The sequence below is a fragment of the Salinibacter grassmerensis genome, from assembly GCF_947077765.1.
GTDB lineage: Bacteria > Bacteroidota > Rhodothermia > Rhodothermales > Salinibacteraceae > Salinibacter > Salinibacter grassmerensis.
In genome coordinates this window covers 391,575-409,355 of record NZ_CAMTTF010000002.1, presented here as the reverse complement: position 1 = coordinate 409,355, position 17,781 = coordinate 391,575, and the positions used below count along the sequence as shown (strand labels likewise).

Annotated in this window: 13 protein-coding genes; 7 read left to right on the top strand and 6 right to left on the bottom strand. The window is 64.8% G+C overall.

The window, feature by feature from the left end:
• Nucleotides 1-285: 285 nt before the first annotated feature.
• From OJB03_RS05945 to OJB03_RS05935, 3 genes are all read right to left on the bottom strand, one after another.
• Nucleotides 286-1,920, bottom strand: a complete 1,635-nt coding sequence (locus OJB03_RS05945) for a potassium channel family protein (protein ID WP_263785957.1) — start codon at nt 1,918-1,920, stop codon at nt 286-288.
• 251 nt (nt 1,921-2,171) lie between these two features.
• Nucleotides 2,172-2,852 carry a potassium channel family protein gene (locus tag OJB03_RS05940; protein WP_263785955.1) on the bottom strand — a complete coding sequence of 227 codons (681 nt, stop codon included), beginning with the start codon at nt 2,850-2,852 and terminating at the stop codon, nt 2,172-2,174.
• Nucleotides 2,853-2,890: 38 nt separating this feature from the next.
• On the bottom strand, nt 2,891-4,318 hold the full coding sequence (locus tag OJB03_RS05935; protein ID WP_263785953.1) for a TrkH family potassium uptake protein: 1,428 nt from the start codon (nt 4,316-4,318) through the stop codon (nt 2,891-2,893).
• Between the two features lie 349 nt (nt 4,319-4,667).
• Between OJB03_RS05935 and trkA the strand changes: the two genes are divergently transcribed.
• The 7 genes from trkA (at nt 4,668) to OJB03_RS05900 (ending at nt 15,811) form a co-directional block, all read left to right on the top strand.
• On the top strand, nt 4,668-6,008 hold the full coding sequence (trkA, locus tag OJB03_RS05930) for a Trk system potassium transporter TrkA (protein WP_263785951.1): 1,341 nt from the start codon (nt 4,668-4,670) through the stop codon (nt 6,006-6,008).
• Nucleotides 6,005-7,504 (top strand): TrkH family potassium uptake protein, encoded by a 1,500-nt coding sequence (locus tag OJB03_RS05925; RefSeq protein ID WP_263785949.1) that lies wholly within the window; start codon nt 6,005-6,007, stop codon nt 7,502-7,504. The genes trkA and OJB03_RS05925 overlap by 4 nt, the downstream gene beginning before the upstream one ends.
• Nucleotides 7,505-7,543: 39 nt before the next feature.
• Nucleotides 7,544-8,029 carry a hypothetical protein gene (locus OJB03_RS05920; protein WP_263785947.1) on the top strand — a complete coding sequence of 162 codons (486 nt, stop codon included), beginning with the start codon at nt 7,544-7,546 and terminating at the stop codon, nt 8,027-8,029.
• Nucleotides 8,030-8,140: 111 nt separating this feature from the next.
• Nucleotides 8,141-10,276, top strand: a complete 2,136-nt coding sequence (locus OJB03_RS05915; protein ID WP_263785945.1) for an amino acid permease — start codon at nt 8,141-8,143, stop codon at nt 10,274-10,276.
• Nucleotides 10,277-10,769: 493 nt separating this feature from the next.
• Complete coding sequence (locus OJB03_RS05910; protein ID WP_263785943.1) at nt 10,770-14,237, top strand: PAS domain S-box protein; 3,468 nt, start codon at nt 10,770-10,772, stop codon at nt 14,235-14,237.
• A 163-nt stretch (nt 14,238-14,400) separates the two neighbouring features.
• Nucleotides 14,401-15,258 carry a shikimate dehydrogenase gene (locus OJB03_RS05905; protein ID WP_263786246.1) on the top strand — a complete coding sequence of 286 codons (858 nt, stop codon included), beginning with the start codon at nt 14,401-14,403 and terminating at the stop codon, nt 15,256-15,258.
• Nucleotides 15,259-15,424: 166 nt separating this feature from the next.
• Nucleotides 15,425-15,811: a hypothetical protein gene (locus OJB03_RS05900; protein ID WP_263785941.1), complete on the top strand. Its 387-nt coding sequence runs from the start codon at nt 15,425-15,427 to the stop codon at nt 15,809-15,811.
• A 58-nt stretch (nt 15,812-15,869) separates the two neighbouring features.
• On the opposite strand, the gene OJB03_RS05895 is transcribed toward OJB03_RS05900, so the two are convergent.
• The 3 genes from OJB03_RS05895 to OJB03_RS05885 all read right to left on the bottom strand — a co-directional run bounded on the left by OJB03_RS05895 (nt 15,870) and on the right by OJB03_RS05885 (nt 17,650).
• Nucleotides 15,870-16,292, bottom strand: coding sequence for an OsmC family protein (locus tag OJB03_RS05895; protein ID WP_263785939.1), 423 nt, complete (start codon nt 16,290-16,292; stop codon nt 15,870-15,872).
• A gap of 109 nt (nt 16,293-16,401) precedes the next feature.
• Nucleotides 16,402-16,845: a hypothetical protein gene (locus OJB03_RS05890; protein ID WP_263785937.1), complete on the bottom strand. Its 444-nt coding sequence runs from the start codon at nt 16,843-16,845 to the stop codon at nt 16,402-16,404.
• 100 nt (nt 16,846-16,945) lie between these two features.
• Nucleotides 16,946-17,650: an SDR family NAD(P)-dependent oxidoreductase gene (locus tag OJB03_RS05885; RefSeq protein WP_263785936.1), complete on the bottom strand. Its 705-nt coding sequence runs from the start codon at nt 17,648-17,650 to the stop codon at nt 16,946-16,948.
• Nucleotides 17,651-17,781 lie beyond the last annotated feature (131 nt).

Below are 17,781 nucleotides of genomic sequence, written 5' to 3'. Positions count from 1 at the left end.
AACGGGATCGTCATTCCGGTGACCACCGAGGCCAGCCCCCCCGCGAACTCTCGGTCGTTGCCCACGAACGATCGTTGACGGCGAAGAATGGAGGAGGTCTTGCGGCCACCTTCTTCCAGGATCGTCTTGTGGGCGCAGGCCTCGACACAGTCCGTCCGGGGGCCGTCGTCGATGAGTTAGGGAGTGCGAGAGACAACACTACGCCCGTTCCGAAGCATCCGCGGGGCCACTCCCCAAACACCCCAAGAGAACGCACAGACACCCATTCGGGAGTAGCCGGCCCCTTTACCGAAGGAAGGAGTCTTCGAAGCGGTGGACTCCCTCGTCGGTGCCCACCACGACGAGCTGGTCGTCGTCCCGAAACGTAAACGCCTCCGGATCGAGTGACGTGACCACATCGCCGTTGCGGACCGCCGCCACCACGGTGCAGCCGGTCTCGGCCCGAACGTCGGCCCCTGCGAGCGTGCGTCCGGCAAGCCCCTCCGCCTTAAACCGTACCACGTCGATCTTCGTCCGGAACGAAAGCACCTCTTCCCTGTCGAGGACGGTCGCGGCCATCATGCGCCCGCTGATGGTCGCGAGTGACTGTACGTAGTCCGCACCGGCTCGATAGATCTTCCGCTCGTTTTCCTCTTTGTTTGCGCGGGCGACAATGTGCGCCTCGGGATTGGCGTCCCGCGCGATGAGCGTCGCAAGCAGTGTCGTCGTGTCGTCATCAAGGTCTATGACAATGGCATCCGCGGCCCCCACGTCGGCCTCCTCATACACACTGGGGTCCCGCGCGTCGCCCACGACATCGACGTTCGGGAGATCCTTCGCGTCGATGATGGTCAACTGCGCTTCCGTATCGGCGAGCACGTCGACCGCCGCCTGTCCGGATTGGCCGTACCCGACGACGATGACCCGCTGGCGCTTCCGCATCTGAAGCGTCGAGCTGTCCTCACGCCGCAGCGCCTGAATGCGTTCGGGCGCCCCGGACACGAGAAGCCGCGCCCGACAATCGACAGTCGTCTCCGGACCGACGGGGCTCTCGAACGTGCCGTCGAACCAGGCCCCGATCACGTCAATTCCGAAGCGCTCGCGCAGCCGGAGGTGCCCGATCGTCTGGTCACAGAGCGGGCTTCCGGGCTCGACGTCGAGCTCGGCGACCTCCAGGTCTTCCCCGATGCCGATCGTTGCGTCCTCGGCCATCCGGAGAAGAAACGGAATTTCTCCGGCCAGCCCCTCGCCAAGCAGCTGGCGTGGAGAGAGGACGTGGTCGGTTCCGGCCATCCGGTGGTAGGGTGCGAGCGCCCTGTCTTCGATGACGGCCACGGTTTTGATCTCGTCGCTGATTTCGCGCGCCGAGAGGATCACGCTCGTGTCCACCTCGTCCCGCCCGTCGACCACCAGTGCGGAGGCGGCCTCGAGGCCCACCCCGCGGAGGGCGGAGACCGACTCCGGATCGCCGTGGACGACCGGGTAGCCGTCCATGTAGAGGGCCTTGGCCCGATCCCGATCCGGCTCGAGGATCACGTACGGCCGGTCCTGTGCCTCGAGCTCACCGATGAGGGCCTCCACCCGCGAGGTGTGGGGCGCAAGCACGATGTGGCCCTCCCCTGAGAAAGACTCCGGGGGACGCTGTTCGAAGGCGTCTCGAAGCACCGGGACGGCAAACAGGGGCACGGCGAGAAAGACAAACAGCACACCCGTCAGATTCATGAAGAGAACCATTGCGTTCATCTGCGGGCTGGACCAGGGCGCATGTCCCCCGAACCCCGCCGTGGTGATCGCCTCAATCACCACCTGTAGCGCCTGAACGTAGAGCACCGACTCGTTCTCATACGCCTGCATGCCCCACTGGTAGATGAGGGCGTAGGACAGGAGCGTCGTCACCACAATGCCGATCGTCCCCGTAACACGTCGCTGCCAGTCGTTCATGTGTTCGTCGAAATAACGTTGGGCCCCACGGTGCGCCTGCGAACCAGCGGGGGAAAAGATGAGGGGCGCCGCGTAGGCGGGACGGCCAGCCGGCTCCGGCGGGGACGTGAGACCGTGACGCCCCAGACGCCTCTACGCCCCTTGATCGGCCCGGCTCGTGATGCAGCCCGGTCGATTCGAAGCCCGACGACGATTGGAGCGTGTCTCTATTCCGGATGCCGTGCCCGTTGTTGTATGCAAGCGCCCCCAGACTATTCCGCCTCCTCCGCCGTTGCACTGGCCAGTTCGGCGACCTTCTCAATGGCCTCATCCGTCCCCGCTAGAATGAGGGTGTCGGTGTGCTGAAGCGTATCGTCGGGATCGGGGGGGACGACCATATCGTCAATCGTCGTCTCGTGGAGGCCCACGACCGATACGTCGTACTCGGCCCGCACATTGAGTTCGCGGAGCGTGTGGCCCCGCCACTCCTCCGGCACTACCAACTCTTGGATGCTCAGGTTGCGCCCCATCCGCACGTAGTTGACGACCCCCTTCTCCGAAATGCGACTGGCCAGGTTGAAGCCCGAGTCACGCTCGGGAAAGACCGCCTCGGTTGCGCCGAGCTGCCGCATAATGCGGGCGTGGTTGTCCGAAATGACCTTCACATAAACGGTCTCGACGCCCAGATCCTGCAACGCCATCGTGGCCAGGATACTCGCGGTAATGTCGTCGCCGGTGCTCACGACCGCGGCGTCCGCGTCCTCCGCCCCAATCTCCTCCAGCATGGCGGCCTCTCGCCCGTCGCCCACCGCCGCCCGGGAGCAATGGGGGGCAATGTCGTCCACGGCCTGCTCGTCGACGTCCACGGCAATAACGTCGTGCCCGTGACTGTAGAGCGCCTCCGCGACGCTGGACCCGAAGTTGCCGAGTCCTACAATGACAAATCGATGCATAAGAGTGTTGGGATTGGATGTATATGTAGAAGGGGGAGCTACCCGATCGACACGTCTTCGTAGGCGTACCGGAAGCCGCCCTTAATGCGTGTCGGCTCGCGGGCCATCGCCGCCACAAACGTGAGTGTACCCACGCGGCCGATGAACATCAGAACAATGGTGCAGAGGCGCCCGGGCGTGGTCAAGTCGCCCGTGGCGCCCATCGAGAGCCCCACTGTGTTAAAGGCACTGAACGCTTCAAACATGTAGCTGAGGAAGGGGGCGGCCGAGGCCGCCACGCCGTTCCCGAACTCGGTCACGCTGAAGACGAAGATGCCGACCGTCACGATGCCGAAGGCCACGACGAAGAGGCTCATGGCCTTCTGAAGGGTTGCCTCCGGAATGGTGCGGCCGGAGACGCTCGTGGTGGGGCTGCCCTGCAGGCGCGACCAGGCCAGGAGGCCGAGCAGCGCAAACGTGGTCGTCTTGATGCCCCCCGCCGTGGAGCCGGGCGAGCCGCCGACCATCATAAAGACGATCGTGAGAAAATTCGTCTCCGTTTCCACCTGCGCGTAGTCGATGGTGTTGAACCCCGCGGTGCGCGGGGTAATGCTGGCGAAGAGGCCATTGACGAGGCGCTCCCCGATGGACATCCCCGCCAGCGTGTTGTGCCACTCGAACGCCGTAAAGGCCACCCAGCCGGCCACAATCAGAAACGCCGTGGTGCCCAGCACGATCTGGGAGTGCACGGACAGGCGGAAACGGCCTTCGGCTCGGCGCGTCCGCCGCCACACGTTCAGCTCCTCCAGGGTCAGAAAACCGAGCCCGCCCACCACGACGAGCCCCATCACGGCCGTCAGGAGCGGCAGATTGCCCTGGAAGGCCTCCAGCGAGGTCGTGAACGTCGAAAACCCGGCGTTGCAGAACGCACTCACCGTGTGGAAGACGGAGTGCCACACGGCCCCGCCCCACCCAAATCGGGGCACCCAGGACGCGTAGAGGAGAACGCCCCCGGCCAGCTCGGCCACGAACGTGAACCGGAGGATCGCCCACGTGAGCTCCCGGTAATCGATGTCGTCCACGAGATTCGCCCCGCTTACGGCCATTTGTTCCTGCCGCAGAGACAGGCGCTGCCCGAGAGCGGCCAGGATGACGGACGTGAACGAGATAATGCCCAACCCGCCAAGTTGAATGAGCAGCAGGATGTAGGCCTGGCCCCATGTGGTAAAATACTCGGCGGTGTCGACCACGATGAGCCCGGTCACACAGACCGCGCTCGTGGCGGTGAAAAGAGCGTCGACCCAGTTCAGTGGCGGCCCGGTGTAGAGGCCCGGCAGGGTCATGAACCCGACCGTGCCCGCCACAATCAGCGTGAGGAAGGCCCCCACGAACAGCTGGGGCGGACTCAGCGACCGCCACCACGACCAGAGCCGCCACAGGACGCCCCTGCGACCGGACGGAGGCTGTTGTTGGTATGATGTGTTCACAGGTGGAACCGACCTTGACGATTTGGTCTGTACTTCGAGACCGAACAACACGCCCTGACTGTGAGAGTTCGGGAACGCGCCAACGGAAATCCAATGTGCGTCCGGGCGGTCTTTGGTCATCCCTTCGCCATAACCCCATTCTCTCGTGGGGGACGGTGCCTGCGAGCCTCCACGGGCAGGACGACCGTACTGTTGCGATTGCTCTGCTTAGTAGTCACATTTGGGGCGCCCTCAGCTGGCCAAAAATAAATCGCCAAAAACAAACCATGGACCTCCGCCGTCCCAGACCCTTCTTCCGCGTGACGTCCCGGTCTCAAATAAACTCTCAAGAAGGACCTTCCCTCATCTCATGAAGGTCGTCGTCATCGGCGTCGGACAGGTTGGTAGCAGCGTGGCCCACGCGCTGGCCGGAGAGCACGAGGTGATCGCGGTCGACAAGAACGCCGACCGCCTCGAGAAAATCCGGTCTGAAACCGATGTACTTACGTACGAGGGCAATGGGGCTCGGGTAGATGTGCTCGAATCCGCGGAGGTACAGGACGCCGATCTGGTGATTGGGAGCACGAGCGACGACCGGAGCAACATCCTGATCTGCAGCACGGCCCGCGCGATGAACAGGGGCGCCTTCACCATCGCCCGTGTGGCCGAAACAGAGTACCTTGCCACCTGGTCGCAGCTTCGAGAGGCCTTCAACGTCGATTTCATGGTGGGGGCCGACCACCTCACGGCCCGCAACATTGTCGAGGTCGTGGGGCTCCCTACGGCCCGCAACGTCGAGCATTTCGGGCAGGGCCGGGTCGTCATGGCCGAATTCACTGTGCCGGAGGCGAGCCCGATCGCCGGGAAAACCGTAGAGGACCTTCGCCTCACCGATGGGGTCAACTTCGTGGCGGTGTTCGACGACGAGCACATGGAGATTGTACGGGGGACCACCTGCCTCCGGCCCGGCATTCGCCTGCTGGTAATTGGGCGGCCGCGCCAAGTTGAGGAGTTCGCAGGCACCCTAACCCCAAAGACCAGCGTGCAGTCGGCACGCCGGATCATGATTCTGGGCGGGGGCGAGATCGGGTACCAGACGGCCCGGATGCTTGAACAGCGCGGCCTTCAGCCGCGCCTCGTCGAGAAAGACCCCGACCGGGCTCACGCCTTGGCTCAGGAGCTGCCGGACACACTCGTCCTCCAGGACGACGCGACAGACCCGAAGTTTTTGCGCCGGCAAGGGGTGGCGGACACCGACCTCGTGGTCTCGGCCCTCACGCCCGACGAGCGAAACCTCCTCACATCGACCCTGAGCCGCGACCTCGGGGCCGGTCGGGTGCTGTCCGTGGTCCATCGCGACGTGTATGAGTCGGTCTTCACGAGCAGCGGCATCGACACCACGGTCAACCCGCGCCGGGAAGTCATCGAGGAAATCCTGCGGCACACTCGCGTGCGCGGCATCGAGAAGATCACGTTCGTCGAGCGCGATCGCGGAGAGGTCGTCGAGGTGGAGCTCACGGCGGAGAGCCCTCTCGTGGGGCACCCGATTGAGGAGGCGGTTGAGACGGTGCCCCACAACTTCGTGTTGGGGGCGGTCATCCGGGACGGGGAGGTCCTCATCCCGCGGGGCCAGACCGTTCTGAAGTCCCGGGATCACCTCGTGATGTTCGTCGAGACCGACGTTTCGGCTGAAGTGTTGGAGGCATTATGATTGTAGGTCGTCGACTCCGTCGGGTTAGCAGTGTGTTGGGGCCGGTCCTCAAATGGTTCTCGGCTGTTTTTCTGGTGCCGGTCGCCGTGGCTCTGTACCACGACACCACCGTGGTGCCCTTCCTAGTGCCGCTCGGGGTCTCGTTCGGAACGGGCGCCCTCGCGGAATGGATTGGGGGCGACAGCGAGCTCACGGTCCAGGACGGCTTCCTGCTCGTGACCCTCACCTGGATTCTGGTCTCGCTCCTCGGGAGCATTCCCTACCTCCTCAGCGGCACGGGCAGCTTCGCCACGCCCATCAACGCCGTCTTCGAGAGCTTCAGCGGCTTTTCGGCGACCGGGTCGACGGTCCTGCTCGACATCTCGATCGCGAAGCACGGGGCGGCGCTCATGATGTGGCGCCAGCTCACGCAGTGGATTGCCGGCATGGGCATTCTCGCGCTGGCGGTCGCCGTTCTGCCACGCCTGTCGGCCGGGGGCGCCCAGTTTCTTGACGCGGAGGTGCCCGGCCCGCGCCTAGAGCGGCTGACCCCACACATCGCCGAGACGGCCCGGCGCCTGTGGCTGCTGTACATTGGGTGTTCGGTGGTGCTCCTGGCGCTGCTCCTCGCCGTGCACTACGCCGGGCTCGCCCCCCGCATGACGCCGTACCAGGCCCTCGCACACGTCTTTACCACGATTCCCTCCGGCGGCTTCTCGCCGCAGGCCCGGAGCGTCGAGGCCTTCGCCCCCACGGTGCAGTGGATCATCATCCCGTTCATGTTCGTGGCGGCGATGAATTTTACGCTGCTCTGGCAGGCGATCATATCCGACCCGACGGCCCCCGCCCGCGACGCGGAGTTTCGGGTCTACCTCTCGGTCTTTGCCGTCGGAAGCCTCCTGGTGAGCACCATGCTGTGGAGCAACGGACAGTTCGGGGGCCTCGAAGAAACGCTCCGGCACGGCACCTTCCAGACGGCAACCCTGCTTACCACCACGGGCTACGCAAGCACTGACTTTGCGGTATGGAGCGAGGAGATTCTCGTGGTCCTGCTCCTCCTCATGTTTGCCAGCGGGTGTGTCGGCAGCACGTCCGGCGGCCTCAAGCTCATGCGGTGGACCGTCGGCTTCAAGGTGATCGGCCGCGAACTCTTCCAGATGATTCATCCGTCGTCCGTCCGCCCGATGTGGCTGGGGCGCCGCGCGGTGAAGGAGCCGGTGGTGCGGGGCATTCTCATCGTGATCCTAACGTATCTCCTCCTGGTGGTCGGCGGCACCGGCTTTATTGCCGTGGATGCCCACCGGGTGGGGATCGACCTTGCCCTGAACGAGGCCTTTTCCGGCACGCTGGTGGTGCTGGGCAACATCGGCCCGGGCTTCGGCGCCGTCGGGCCCATGGGCGGGTTCGAGGCCCTGCCGGTTCCGACAAAGCTCTTCATGTGCCTCCTCATGGTGGCGGGCCGGCTGGAGGTGATGACGTTCCTGGTGGTCCTGAGTCCCAGTTACTGGCGCGGATAGCCCGGGACCGGCACACGGCCGCTGCTGCTGCCCAAACCGATGCGTGCAGTTCCTCCCGTGGCCGGGGTGCTGGTGCTACCGGCAGCCACGGCGTGGTTCGTGGGCAGCAGCCTCGGCGGCGAGGTCCCGGTGTGCTTCGATGCGGTGCTCGACCAGTTGCCGCTCGACTCCACCGCCGAGGTGCAATCGCCGGACGACGTAGACTTCGAGACCCGGATGGATCGCTTTGGGGCGTCGGTCGACGGGCCGTTCGAGTACGGGCGGGTCGTCAGCCACGACGCACGCCTCGCGGTGGTCAACTTTGTCCGGCACCACGAGGTGGCCCTTCTGGTGCTGGGGCGGGCCCTCTTCGCCGACCAACCCTGGCTGGACGAGCGCGACCTGAACTGGATCTCGCGCCACTGCTGCTCCGCCGACCTTGTCGTCGTCGAGAGCGACGAGGCCTGGCGAGCACGCCTCCTGGGCCGTCGGGAACCGCAGCGCATTGTGGGCGCCTTCGGCGGGGCCTCCATCGCGGGATCGTGAACAGGCGCCCTTGGGAGAGACTCGTCAAGTTTTGAGGAGGCGGGGAACCGTGCCCCCCGTCTCGCTCCTTTATACTTATTCATTTTCCCCTGATTTGCCCGCTACTAAAATATGGCTTCGGGCTCCTCGGACCTTCAGAAAACCCTGTCTCTCTATGACGTCTACTCGATCAGTACAGGGGCGATGTTTAGCTCCGGGTTCTTTCTGCTGCCCGGCATCGCGGCGGCGGAGACGGGGCCTTCGGTAATCCTCGCGTACCTGGTGGCGGGCCTGCTCATCCTGCCATCCATGTACAGCATGGCGGAGCTGTCCACGGCCATGCCCAAGGCGGGGGGCACGTACTACTTTCTCGACCGGGCCCTCGGCCCCCTCGCGGGCACGGTGGGCGGCCTGGGCACCTGGCTCGCGCTCGTCTTCAAGAGCGCGTTCGCCCTGATTGGAATGGGCGCCTACCTTGCGATCTACGCAGACGTGCCCATCAAGCCCCTGGCGGCGGCGCTCACGCTGGCCTTCGGGGTGCTCAACGTGGTTGGGGCCAAGGAAAGCAGCCTGCTGCAGCGGGTGCTGGTGACAATACTGGTGGCCGTGCTTGGGTTCTACGCCGCGCAGGGCGTCCTGTCGGTCTGGGGCGGGCAGAGTGCGGTCGGCGGCGCGGCCGGCGAGTTCACGCCCTTCTTTACGGACGGGGCGCGCGGCTTTCTCGCCACCATCGGGATCGTCTTCGTCTCGTACGCCGGCCTTACGAAGGTGGCCAGCGTGGCCGAAGAGGTCAAGAATCCGGACCGCAACATTCCCCTGGGCATGGGCCTGTCGCTACTCACAGCCACGGGCATTTACGTGGTGGGCGTGGCGATTATGGTAGCCATCCTGCCGGCCACGGACCTTCAGGCCGACCTGACGCCCGTGTACACCTCCGGTGAGGTCTTCTTCAACTGGCTCCCGTACACCCTGGGGCCGATCCTGATCGTCGTCGCGGCCGTCGCGGCGTTCGCCTCCACCGGCAACGCCGGCATCATGTCGGCCTCGCGCTACCCACTGGCCATGGCCCGCGATCGCCTGCTGCCCGACGGCTTCGCCCGGATCGGTCGTTTCAACACGCCCACCCGCTCGGTCGTGGTGACGGTGGGGCTGATGCTCATCATTATCTTCGCGCTCTCTGAACAGGGCGTGGCCAAGCTGGCCAGTGCATTCCAGCTCCTGATCTTTGCGCTCCTCAACTTCGCGGTCATCGTGATGCGGGAGAGCGAAATCCCGTCCTATGCGCCGGGCTACCGGTCGCCGTTCTACCCGTGGATGCAGGTGGCGGGCATCGCCATTCCCTTCTTCCTCATCTCGGAGATGGGAACGCTGGCCATCCTCTTCACGGGCGCGGTGGTGCTCGTCGGCGTGGGCTGGTACTTCTACTATGCCTCCGACGTCCCCCGTGAGGGCGCGATCTTTCACCTCTTTGCCCGCCTCGGCAAGCAGCGCTACGACGGCCTCGACCGGGAGCTGCAGACCATTCTCGAAGAGAAGGGCGTGGGGCACGACACCGAGTTTGACCGGCTCGTGGCCGAGTCGGACGTTATTCACCTCGACGACCCGGTCCCCTACTCGGGCGTGGTGGAGGACGTGTCGAACCGACTCGCTGAGGAGCTTGGCGTCTCCACCGCAACCCTTGAACATGGGTTTTTGGAAGGAGCCCCTTACAGTGCCGTTTCCGTCTCTCACGGGGCCGCCCTGCCGTACTGTCGCCTCGACGGGATCAGCGAGTCGAAGATGGTGATGGTACACTGCCAGTCCGGAATCTGCGTCGACCTGGAGGACGAGATCGAGGAGCTGGACCGCTCCGAGCCGGTGTACGCCTTCTTCTTCCTCGTCAGCCCGAAGGACGACGAGGGCGAGCACCTTCGTACGCTGGCCACCCTCGCCAACCGGACCGACGAGGAGCAATTTCTCGTGGAGTGGCGCGCGGCAACCGACGAGCAGGAGGTCAAGGAGAGCCTGCTCCACCACGAGCGCTACCTCACGCTCAACCTCCTTTCCGGGACCAACACGGACGAGTTCATCGGCCGGACCGTGGCCGACCTGAATCTACCAGCGGGCGTGCTGGTGGCTCTTGTGCGGCGTGACGGACAGATTACCGTGCCCTCCGGCACCACGCGCCTGGAGGAAGGGGACCGCGTGACCATTATCGGCAATCCGGCCGGCATCGACCGGCTCTATGAGCTGTACCGTGCGGGCGAGCAGGAAGGCGTCGTCCAGTAGTCGTCAGCCTCGGCCTCGCGGCTGAGCAGGGGCCTCGGGATTCTCGTCTGCGTGCGTGCAGTCCTGCCTGGACCCACTCGGGGGTGTGCGTAGGATCGCTCGTAGACCATCTTCTCTCGGGCGCTGATCTTTCTCCACACCTCCCGTCGCCAATGCCCGTGTTTTCCTCCAATTTCTTTTGTACACAATGATGAAGAATGTGGTATAGAACGGCGGTACGCCTCTCTTCCTTCAGGTTCGACATTTTCGTTAAGTTCCGGCTTGATTCACCAGGCACATTTTTTGATCGTGTTGCTGGTCCAGTCATAAAGGAGATTTTGAATCTTTTGGATGCCAGCCTAAGTCCGCCCGCTCCATGCCCACTCGCCTCCAGCATGGTCTGTGGTCCCCTGGGTCCACCGACGGGCTTGGGATGGGGAGACGGCGGAGGCTTCTGGCGCCATACGACATCGTTGGGTAGAGACTGATTCTTTGATTTCGATTCGCGTTTCCCGTGGATGACCTCTGGCAACAGGTTGCTTCCGTCTTTCGTGTCGACGATACAGGCCTCTCTCAGAATGAACGATCCCGGATCCAGGACTTCCGCCTGCTGACCCTCCTCGGAGCTATTTTCGTGCTCCTCTTCGGCCCGCTCTACGCGGCCACCAACCCGGGGGCTATCGACCCGCTGTGGGCCCGTCTCGGGGTCTCTGGACTACTAGGGGGACTCGTTCTGACCTCCGCCCTGTCTCGTTCTGTGCGTCACCATTTTGCCCAGTGGCTGCGCGGGGCTCTCTTCGCCGTGATGGTCTGGCTGGTGGCCACCACCACCCTCAACCACTTCGCCGCGGAGTTTGCCGTTGGCCTTCTGCTGGGGTACACGATCATCGTTGCCTTCGTGGGGATAAGCGCACAGTCCGGGCGACCGGTCGCCTGGTTCTCGGCGTTCAGCCTCCTTCTGGTGGCGGGTGGTGTCGGCGTGTCTTACGTCACGGGCCCCGGCCCCAAAATCAGTCCGCTTATTCTGTTGGCGGGCATAGCGGGCATCTCCCTCGCGGAAGGCGTTGCCATCCATCGGCTGCTCTCAACACGGCAGGCCCTGCGCAACCGGGAGAAACAACTCCACGTCATTACCGGCAATGTCTCGGAAGGCATCTACCGGTCAACCCCCGAGGATGGGCTCGTTTACGCCAACCAGGCGTTTGCGGAGCTATTCGGGTACGAGAGTCCCGAGGCCATCCTGCAGGCCGACTCTGCGTCGTTTTACGCCAACCCGTCCGACCGCCAGCGCCTGCTGGAGGAAGAGCACAAGACCGACGGGCTCGATCAGATGGAGATTCGATTCTGTCGAAAGGACGGAACGCCATTCATCGGGCTCGTCAGCAGCACCGTGGTGCGTGACGCGGACGGGAAGCCGCAGTATTACGACGGGGCCGTCACGGACATCACCGAGCGAAAGCAGCGCGAGCGGCGGCTCCGCGTGTTGTCGGAGGTCGTGGAACAGGCCGACGACGGGATTATGGTGACCGCCCTGCCCAAAAATGGAACCCCAACGTTTGGGGACCTCGCCTTCGCCAACGGCAAGCCCGACGCCCTCGTCCAAAAAAACGGATCCTCGGGGGACGATGCGAACCCGCCCATCGTGTACGCCAACCAGGCGTTCGAGAAGATGACTGGCTACCGGGAGGAGGAGTTGCTCGGGCGCACCGTCGAGATGCTGAAGGGCCCCGAGACCGATCCGTCAGTTATCGGTGCCCTCCAGGACGCCGACAGGGAAGAGCGGGCATGGGAGGGGGAGACGGTCAACTACCAGAAGGACGGCACGCCGTATGTCGCCCACTGGAACACGACCTCCGTGCAGGCTAAGGAGGCGGAGGTCGAGTACCGCGCCTCCATTCAGCGGGACGTCACGGATCGACGCGAGATGGAGGAGCGCCTCCGCGAGCAACGGAGCCGCCTGCGAGGAATGGCTAACAGCATCCCCGGCGTCACCTACCAGTTCTATGCCCGCCCGGATGGGACACGGGGGTGTCACTTTATCAGCGAACACGCCGAGGACGTACTCGGGCTTCCCGCCGATCCGGAGGCATTCTACGAACAGTTCGACGAGCGCATCCCCACGCCTCACCGGGTCCGCTCGCAGAATGAGATCGAGAACGCCATCGAGCAGGAGATTCCCTGGCGGATCGAACTGCCGTTCGACCGGCCCTCCGGCGACCGCATCTGGCTCCTCGACACCGCCACCCCTGAACGGCGGAATGGAGAGCTCGTGTTCAACGGTGTCATGATCGACATCACCGAGCGCAAGGCGGCCGAGCGCGCGCTCCGGGACGAGCGTGACCGCTTCCAGAGTCTCTTTGAGAGCCTGCCCACGCCCATCATGCGCTGCACGGTGGAGGACGGCACGAGCTACGTATCGACGATCAACGAGGCCTTTGCGGACACCTTTGGCGTGGACACCGAAGCGGTGGAGGGCGCGAATATCGACGCCGCCATCATACCAGAGGACGCCGAGCACGGGGCCAACGCTCTCAATCGCCGCGCGGTGCAGGAGGGGGCACTGAAGACGGAAGTGCGCCGTCTCACCGACGACGGCCCTCGTGACTTTCAGCTCCAGGCGACCGGACGGACCCGCGGGGACGCTCCGCCGGAGATCCACGCCATCTACACCGACATCACTGAGCGGACCCGACTGGAGGAGACTCTCACCTACCGCTCCGACCTCGAGAGCAAGATTGTCGACATCTCCACCCGCTTCATCAATACGCCCATCGACGACCTGGACCGGGAGATTGAGGCCGCCCTTCAGGCCATCGGCGCCTTCGTGGACGCCGACCGGAGCTATGTCTTCCTGTTCGATGACGAAGCGGCCACCATGAGCAACACCCACGAGTGGCGGACCGAGTCGACGGCCTCCACGCAGTCCCGCCTCCAAAACATTCCGTACACGGAGACGCCCTGGTTCATGGACCGCATGCGCCGCCGGGAGGGGCCCCTGCGGGTGCCGCGGATCGACGACCTTCCCCCCAAGGCCTCCGGCTTGCAGCAGCGCCTGGAGGCCGGGAACGTGCAGTCCCTGCTCGTGCTGCCGATGCAGAACGACCAGGACCTGGTCGGCTTCGTCGGGTTCGACGCCGTGCAGCGGCAACGCGACTGGGACGCGGACACGGTGATGCTGCTTCGCGTGCTCGCCGACGCCATCTCCAACGCCCTCCAGCGAAAGACGGCGGAGAAGGAGATGCTGGCGGCCAAGGAGGAGGCGGAGAACGCAAACCGAATGAAGTCCGTCTTCCTGGCCAACATGAGCCACGAGATCCGGACGCCCCTCACCTCGATCATTGGCTTCGCAGAGGCCATCGGGGACGAACTCGGGGACGGAGCGGCGGGGCCGGTCCTGCGGTTTGCGCAGCTCATCGAGAAAAGCGGGAACCGGTTGCTCGAGACCCTCGACGGGGTCCTCAACCTCTCGAAGCTCGAGGCGGACGAGATGGACCTCACGATCGAGCCCGTCAACCTCACCGCGCAGGCCGAGGAGACCGCCGATCAGTTTGCCCCGCAGGCCCAGAATTCCGGAATTTCCCTCCACACGGACATCGACGACACTCCGGTGTGGGCTCGGGCCGACGAGGGGGCGGTGCACATCGTGCTGCGCAACCTCATTTCCAACGCCATCAAGTACACCAACGAGGGAGGCGACGTGGAGGTACGAGTGCGCGACGCCGCAGAGGCGGCCGTGCTGGCGGTAGAGGACACCGGCATCGGCATGCACCCCGAGCAGGTCACGGACCTGTTCAAGGCATTCCGACAGGCCTCCGAGGGACTCGGCCGCGAATACGAGGGTACGGGCCTGGGACTCGCCGTCACCAAACAGGCGGTCGATCACATGAACGGCTCCATCGATGTGGAGACGGAAGAGGGCGCCGGCACGCTTTTCGTTGTCCGCTTTCCGACTGCACACCCTCCCTCCAATCTGTCTTCCTGACCCGATCGGACGCGGCTCGTTGGAGGAGGAGCGTCTGCGGCTTCTGCGAAGACCGGACGCCCGCCGGATTGACTTTTCCGTCCAAATGCGCATTCTTCAGAACCTACCGCCCTCATCGCGACCGGCCTCTGCCCTCTGTGCCTTGAATCAACCGGCCCTCTCCGTGCCCCTCGACGCCACGACCCAACTCGTAACCCTACTCGGCCACCCAGTCGAGCACTCCCTCTCGCCCCGCATCCACAATACGGCCTTCCGGGCGCAGGACGTAAACGCCGCTTACGTCGCCACGCCAGTGCGGCCGGAGGCCCTCGAAGACGCCGTGGCCGGCCTCCGGGCGCTTCAGTTTCTTGGGGCCAACGTGACAACGCCCCACAAAGAGGCCGTGCTTCCCTTCCTCGACGAGGTGACGGAGCGCGCGCGGGCCCTGGGGGCCGTCAATACGATCGTCCGGGAGGACGACCGCCTGCACGGCGACAACACGGACGTTGCGGGCTTCCTGCACCCCCTGACGGACCGCGGGGATGACGCACTTGAGGGCGCATCGATGCTTGTGTTCGGGGCCGGTGGCGCCGCCCGGGCGGTCGTCTACGGGCTCTTGAGTCACTACGGCCCGGAACGCCTTACGATCGTGGCCCGCCGCCCCGAACAGGCCGAGGGGCTGGCCGCCGATCTGGCCGACCATGATCCCGACGAGGCTCTCCGCGTATCTTCGTTCGAGGAGGCGGCGCTGTCGGTCCGGACGAGCCGGCTCGTCGTGAACGCCACCCCACTGGGCATGGCCCCGGACCGCCGCGAGCAAACCCCGTGGCCGAACCCCGTGGACTTCAGTGCCGATCATGTCGTCTACGACCTCGTGTACACCCCCAGGGAGACCCGGCTCTTGCGCGAGGCTGCCGCCGAAGGGGCGACTCCCATTGCGGGACTGGACATGCTCGTGGAGCAGGCCGCCGCGGCCTATCGGCAGTGGACTACTCGCGATATGCCCCGGCCGGCGGTGCACGACGCGCTTCGTGCCGATTAGAGCGGAGCGGCTCTACCACCGGTCCGCCGCCTTTGTCTCTCTCGGGCAATAAGGCCCTCCTCTGGTCGACGCACCCCAGCGCTTTCTGCACGAGTGGGACCGCCTTCCGCTTGTGGTCCGGTGGCTCTACTCTGCCCGTTTTTTCTCTCGAAAATGCTTCTCTCCTATGGGTACCGCCATTCGTCTCTCTCTCCGCCCCGCCGACGACGCGAAGGTGGTCCCGCTGGAAGTACTCCGCGACTTCGCGGACGTGCAGACCAGCTGGAGCTACCTGGAAGAGGACTCACAGTACTACTCGGACTTGAAGGACACCCCAGGCCTCATCCTCCGCCACCGCGCCGACCGCTCCCACTACGTCGATCTGGGATTCGTGGAGACTGCGCCCGACACGGTGCAACTGGCCGTGCTGGACCGCCCCGACGCGGACACGCCGCTGTCCCCCGACGACCGGGCCGACCTTCTCGACGCCTTCCTCAGCGCGATGCGCAACTACCTGAGCGACCGGCCCGACCACGTCGGCCTTGAGGTGAACCGTGACGCAGCTTCATCCTAGTTTCTCGTTCTGCCCGCCTCCGCTCGCACCATGAGAGGCACCACCGTTCTGTTCGGTTTCAGGACGCCGGGGCTTCACTCGGCCAGTGGAAGGTGATCGGGACATCGATGTCTGAGTGAATGCTCTCGTCAACCGGACAATGGCGGGCGGCCCGCTCTACACGCTCGCGGGTTTGCTCATCGAGGGCGACCGGCATCGTCACGTCGGTCCGGAGCGACGCGATGCGACGCGGATTGGACGCCATCTCTTTCTCGACGGAAATCTCGATGCCTTCGAGGTCCAGGTCATGTTTGTCGGCCTGGATGCCAAGAATGGTCGCAATGCAGGTCCCCAGCGCCGTGGCCACGAGGTCGGTCGGCGAGAAGGAGCGTCCCTCGCCGTGGTTGTCTTCCGGCGCGTCGGTGGTGAGAGTCACGCCGGACGGCCCATGCTCGGCCTCGGAGCGCAAGTCGCCAACGTAGTCTGTGTTGATTTGAACCATCGGGTCGCAGTGAGCTGGTTGGATGATTGAGGGAGCCAACAGAGACACGCCCGAAACGGAGAGCACTCGCGTCGGATTCATCGCGGCCGGCGCTCCGCTCCCCCCACTTCTATTCTTGCCACCGCCGATCGGTGAGTTCGCGCACGTCCGTTTCCGAAATCACGCTCCAGTACGGGCTGCTCAGGTTGTCGCTTTCCGTGCGGTTGAAGGTGGCGCGGAGGAAAAGGGTCTTGTCGGCGTCGGGGTCCGCTCCCCGAAACGAAAAGCCGCCCCAGTGGAGCACCCAGTAGGCCCGTGTAGGGTCCACGCCAAGTTGACGCCCCAGGAGGTCGGCCAGATACTGAAGGTCGTTGACCGTCGACGGCCCCTCGTTCTCCGCCAGTTCCCGAAGCACGATGGTGTGCTCTTCCTCGTCGTCCGGCGGGCCGGGATAGACCCGCACCTGCACCGTCCCGGTCCGGCTGTAGCTGCGCCACGTGAGGGTCGTGTCGGTCTGCGGCTGCGCGGCGGTCGGCCGGAGCACCAACAGGCCGAGGAGCCCGAGGACAGACATTCGGCGTAGGAAGGCCATGAGGACGAGACGACGGATGAGACAAACAGTCCTCATTTGCCAGACACGTGCCCCCCTGCAATTGTAACGTGCGGCCGCGCCCCTACCACGGAATGCGCTCCCGGTCGCGGAAAAAGCCCCCGCTCGGGCCGTCTGCCGAAAGCGTCGCCAGCCAGAGGGCCGTGTCGGCCCCTTCCTCGGGCGTCCGCGGGGCCGCCTCGCCGCCCATGCGGGTGTGCACCCATCCCGGCCCCATCGAATTGACCTTGACGTCGGGCCCGTCGGGCAGCGTGTCGTCGAGGGTCATCGTCAGGGCGTTTAGGCCCGCCTTTGCGGCCGAGTAGGCGGCGTGATTCGTGTCGAGCCCCTCCCCGAAGGACCCCGATCCGGACGACACGTTCACGACGCGGCCGTAGCCCCGCTCGATCATGTCGGGCACGAAGGCCTTCACCAGCAACCATGGACCGCGCGTATTGACCGTCCACGCCTGGTCGAGCTGGTCAATCGAGACCTCCAGCGCGTCGCCGTCCAGGTAGACGCCCGCATTGTTGACGAGCACGTCGACCGCCACGTCGTCCGCGTCCAAACGCTCCTTGCAGGCCTCGATCGAGGCGGTCTCAATCACGTCGAGCTGCTCCACACGCACCGATCCGCCGCGCTCCCGAATAGGGGCCGCGGCGTCCTCCCCCTCCTTCTCATCGCGGGAACCCATGACAACGCGCAGGCCCCGGTCGGCAAGGCCTTCGCAGATCGCGAGCCCAATTCCCCGGTTGCCCCCCGTGACGAGGGCCGTTCGGCTGGTATCCATCTGGTCAAAAGCGTGTTGAGTTGCAGAAAACGTGTCCGGTACGAATGGGACGCAAGAACCCACGTTCGGGAGACTTCTTGCGTCCTCGGCGCAAAGACAGAAAGTCCACCTCTCTATGTATGGGACCGATC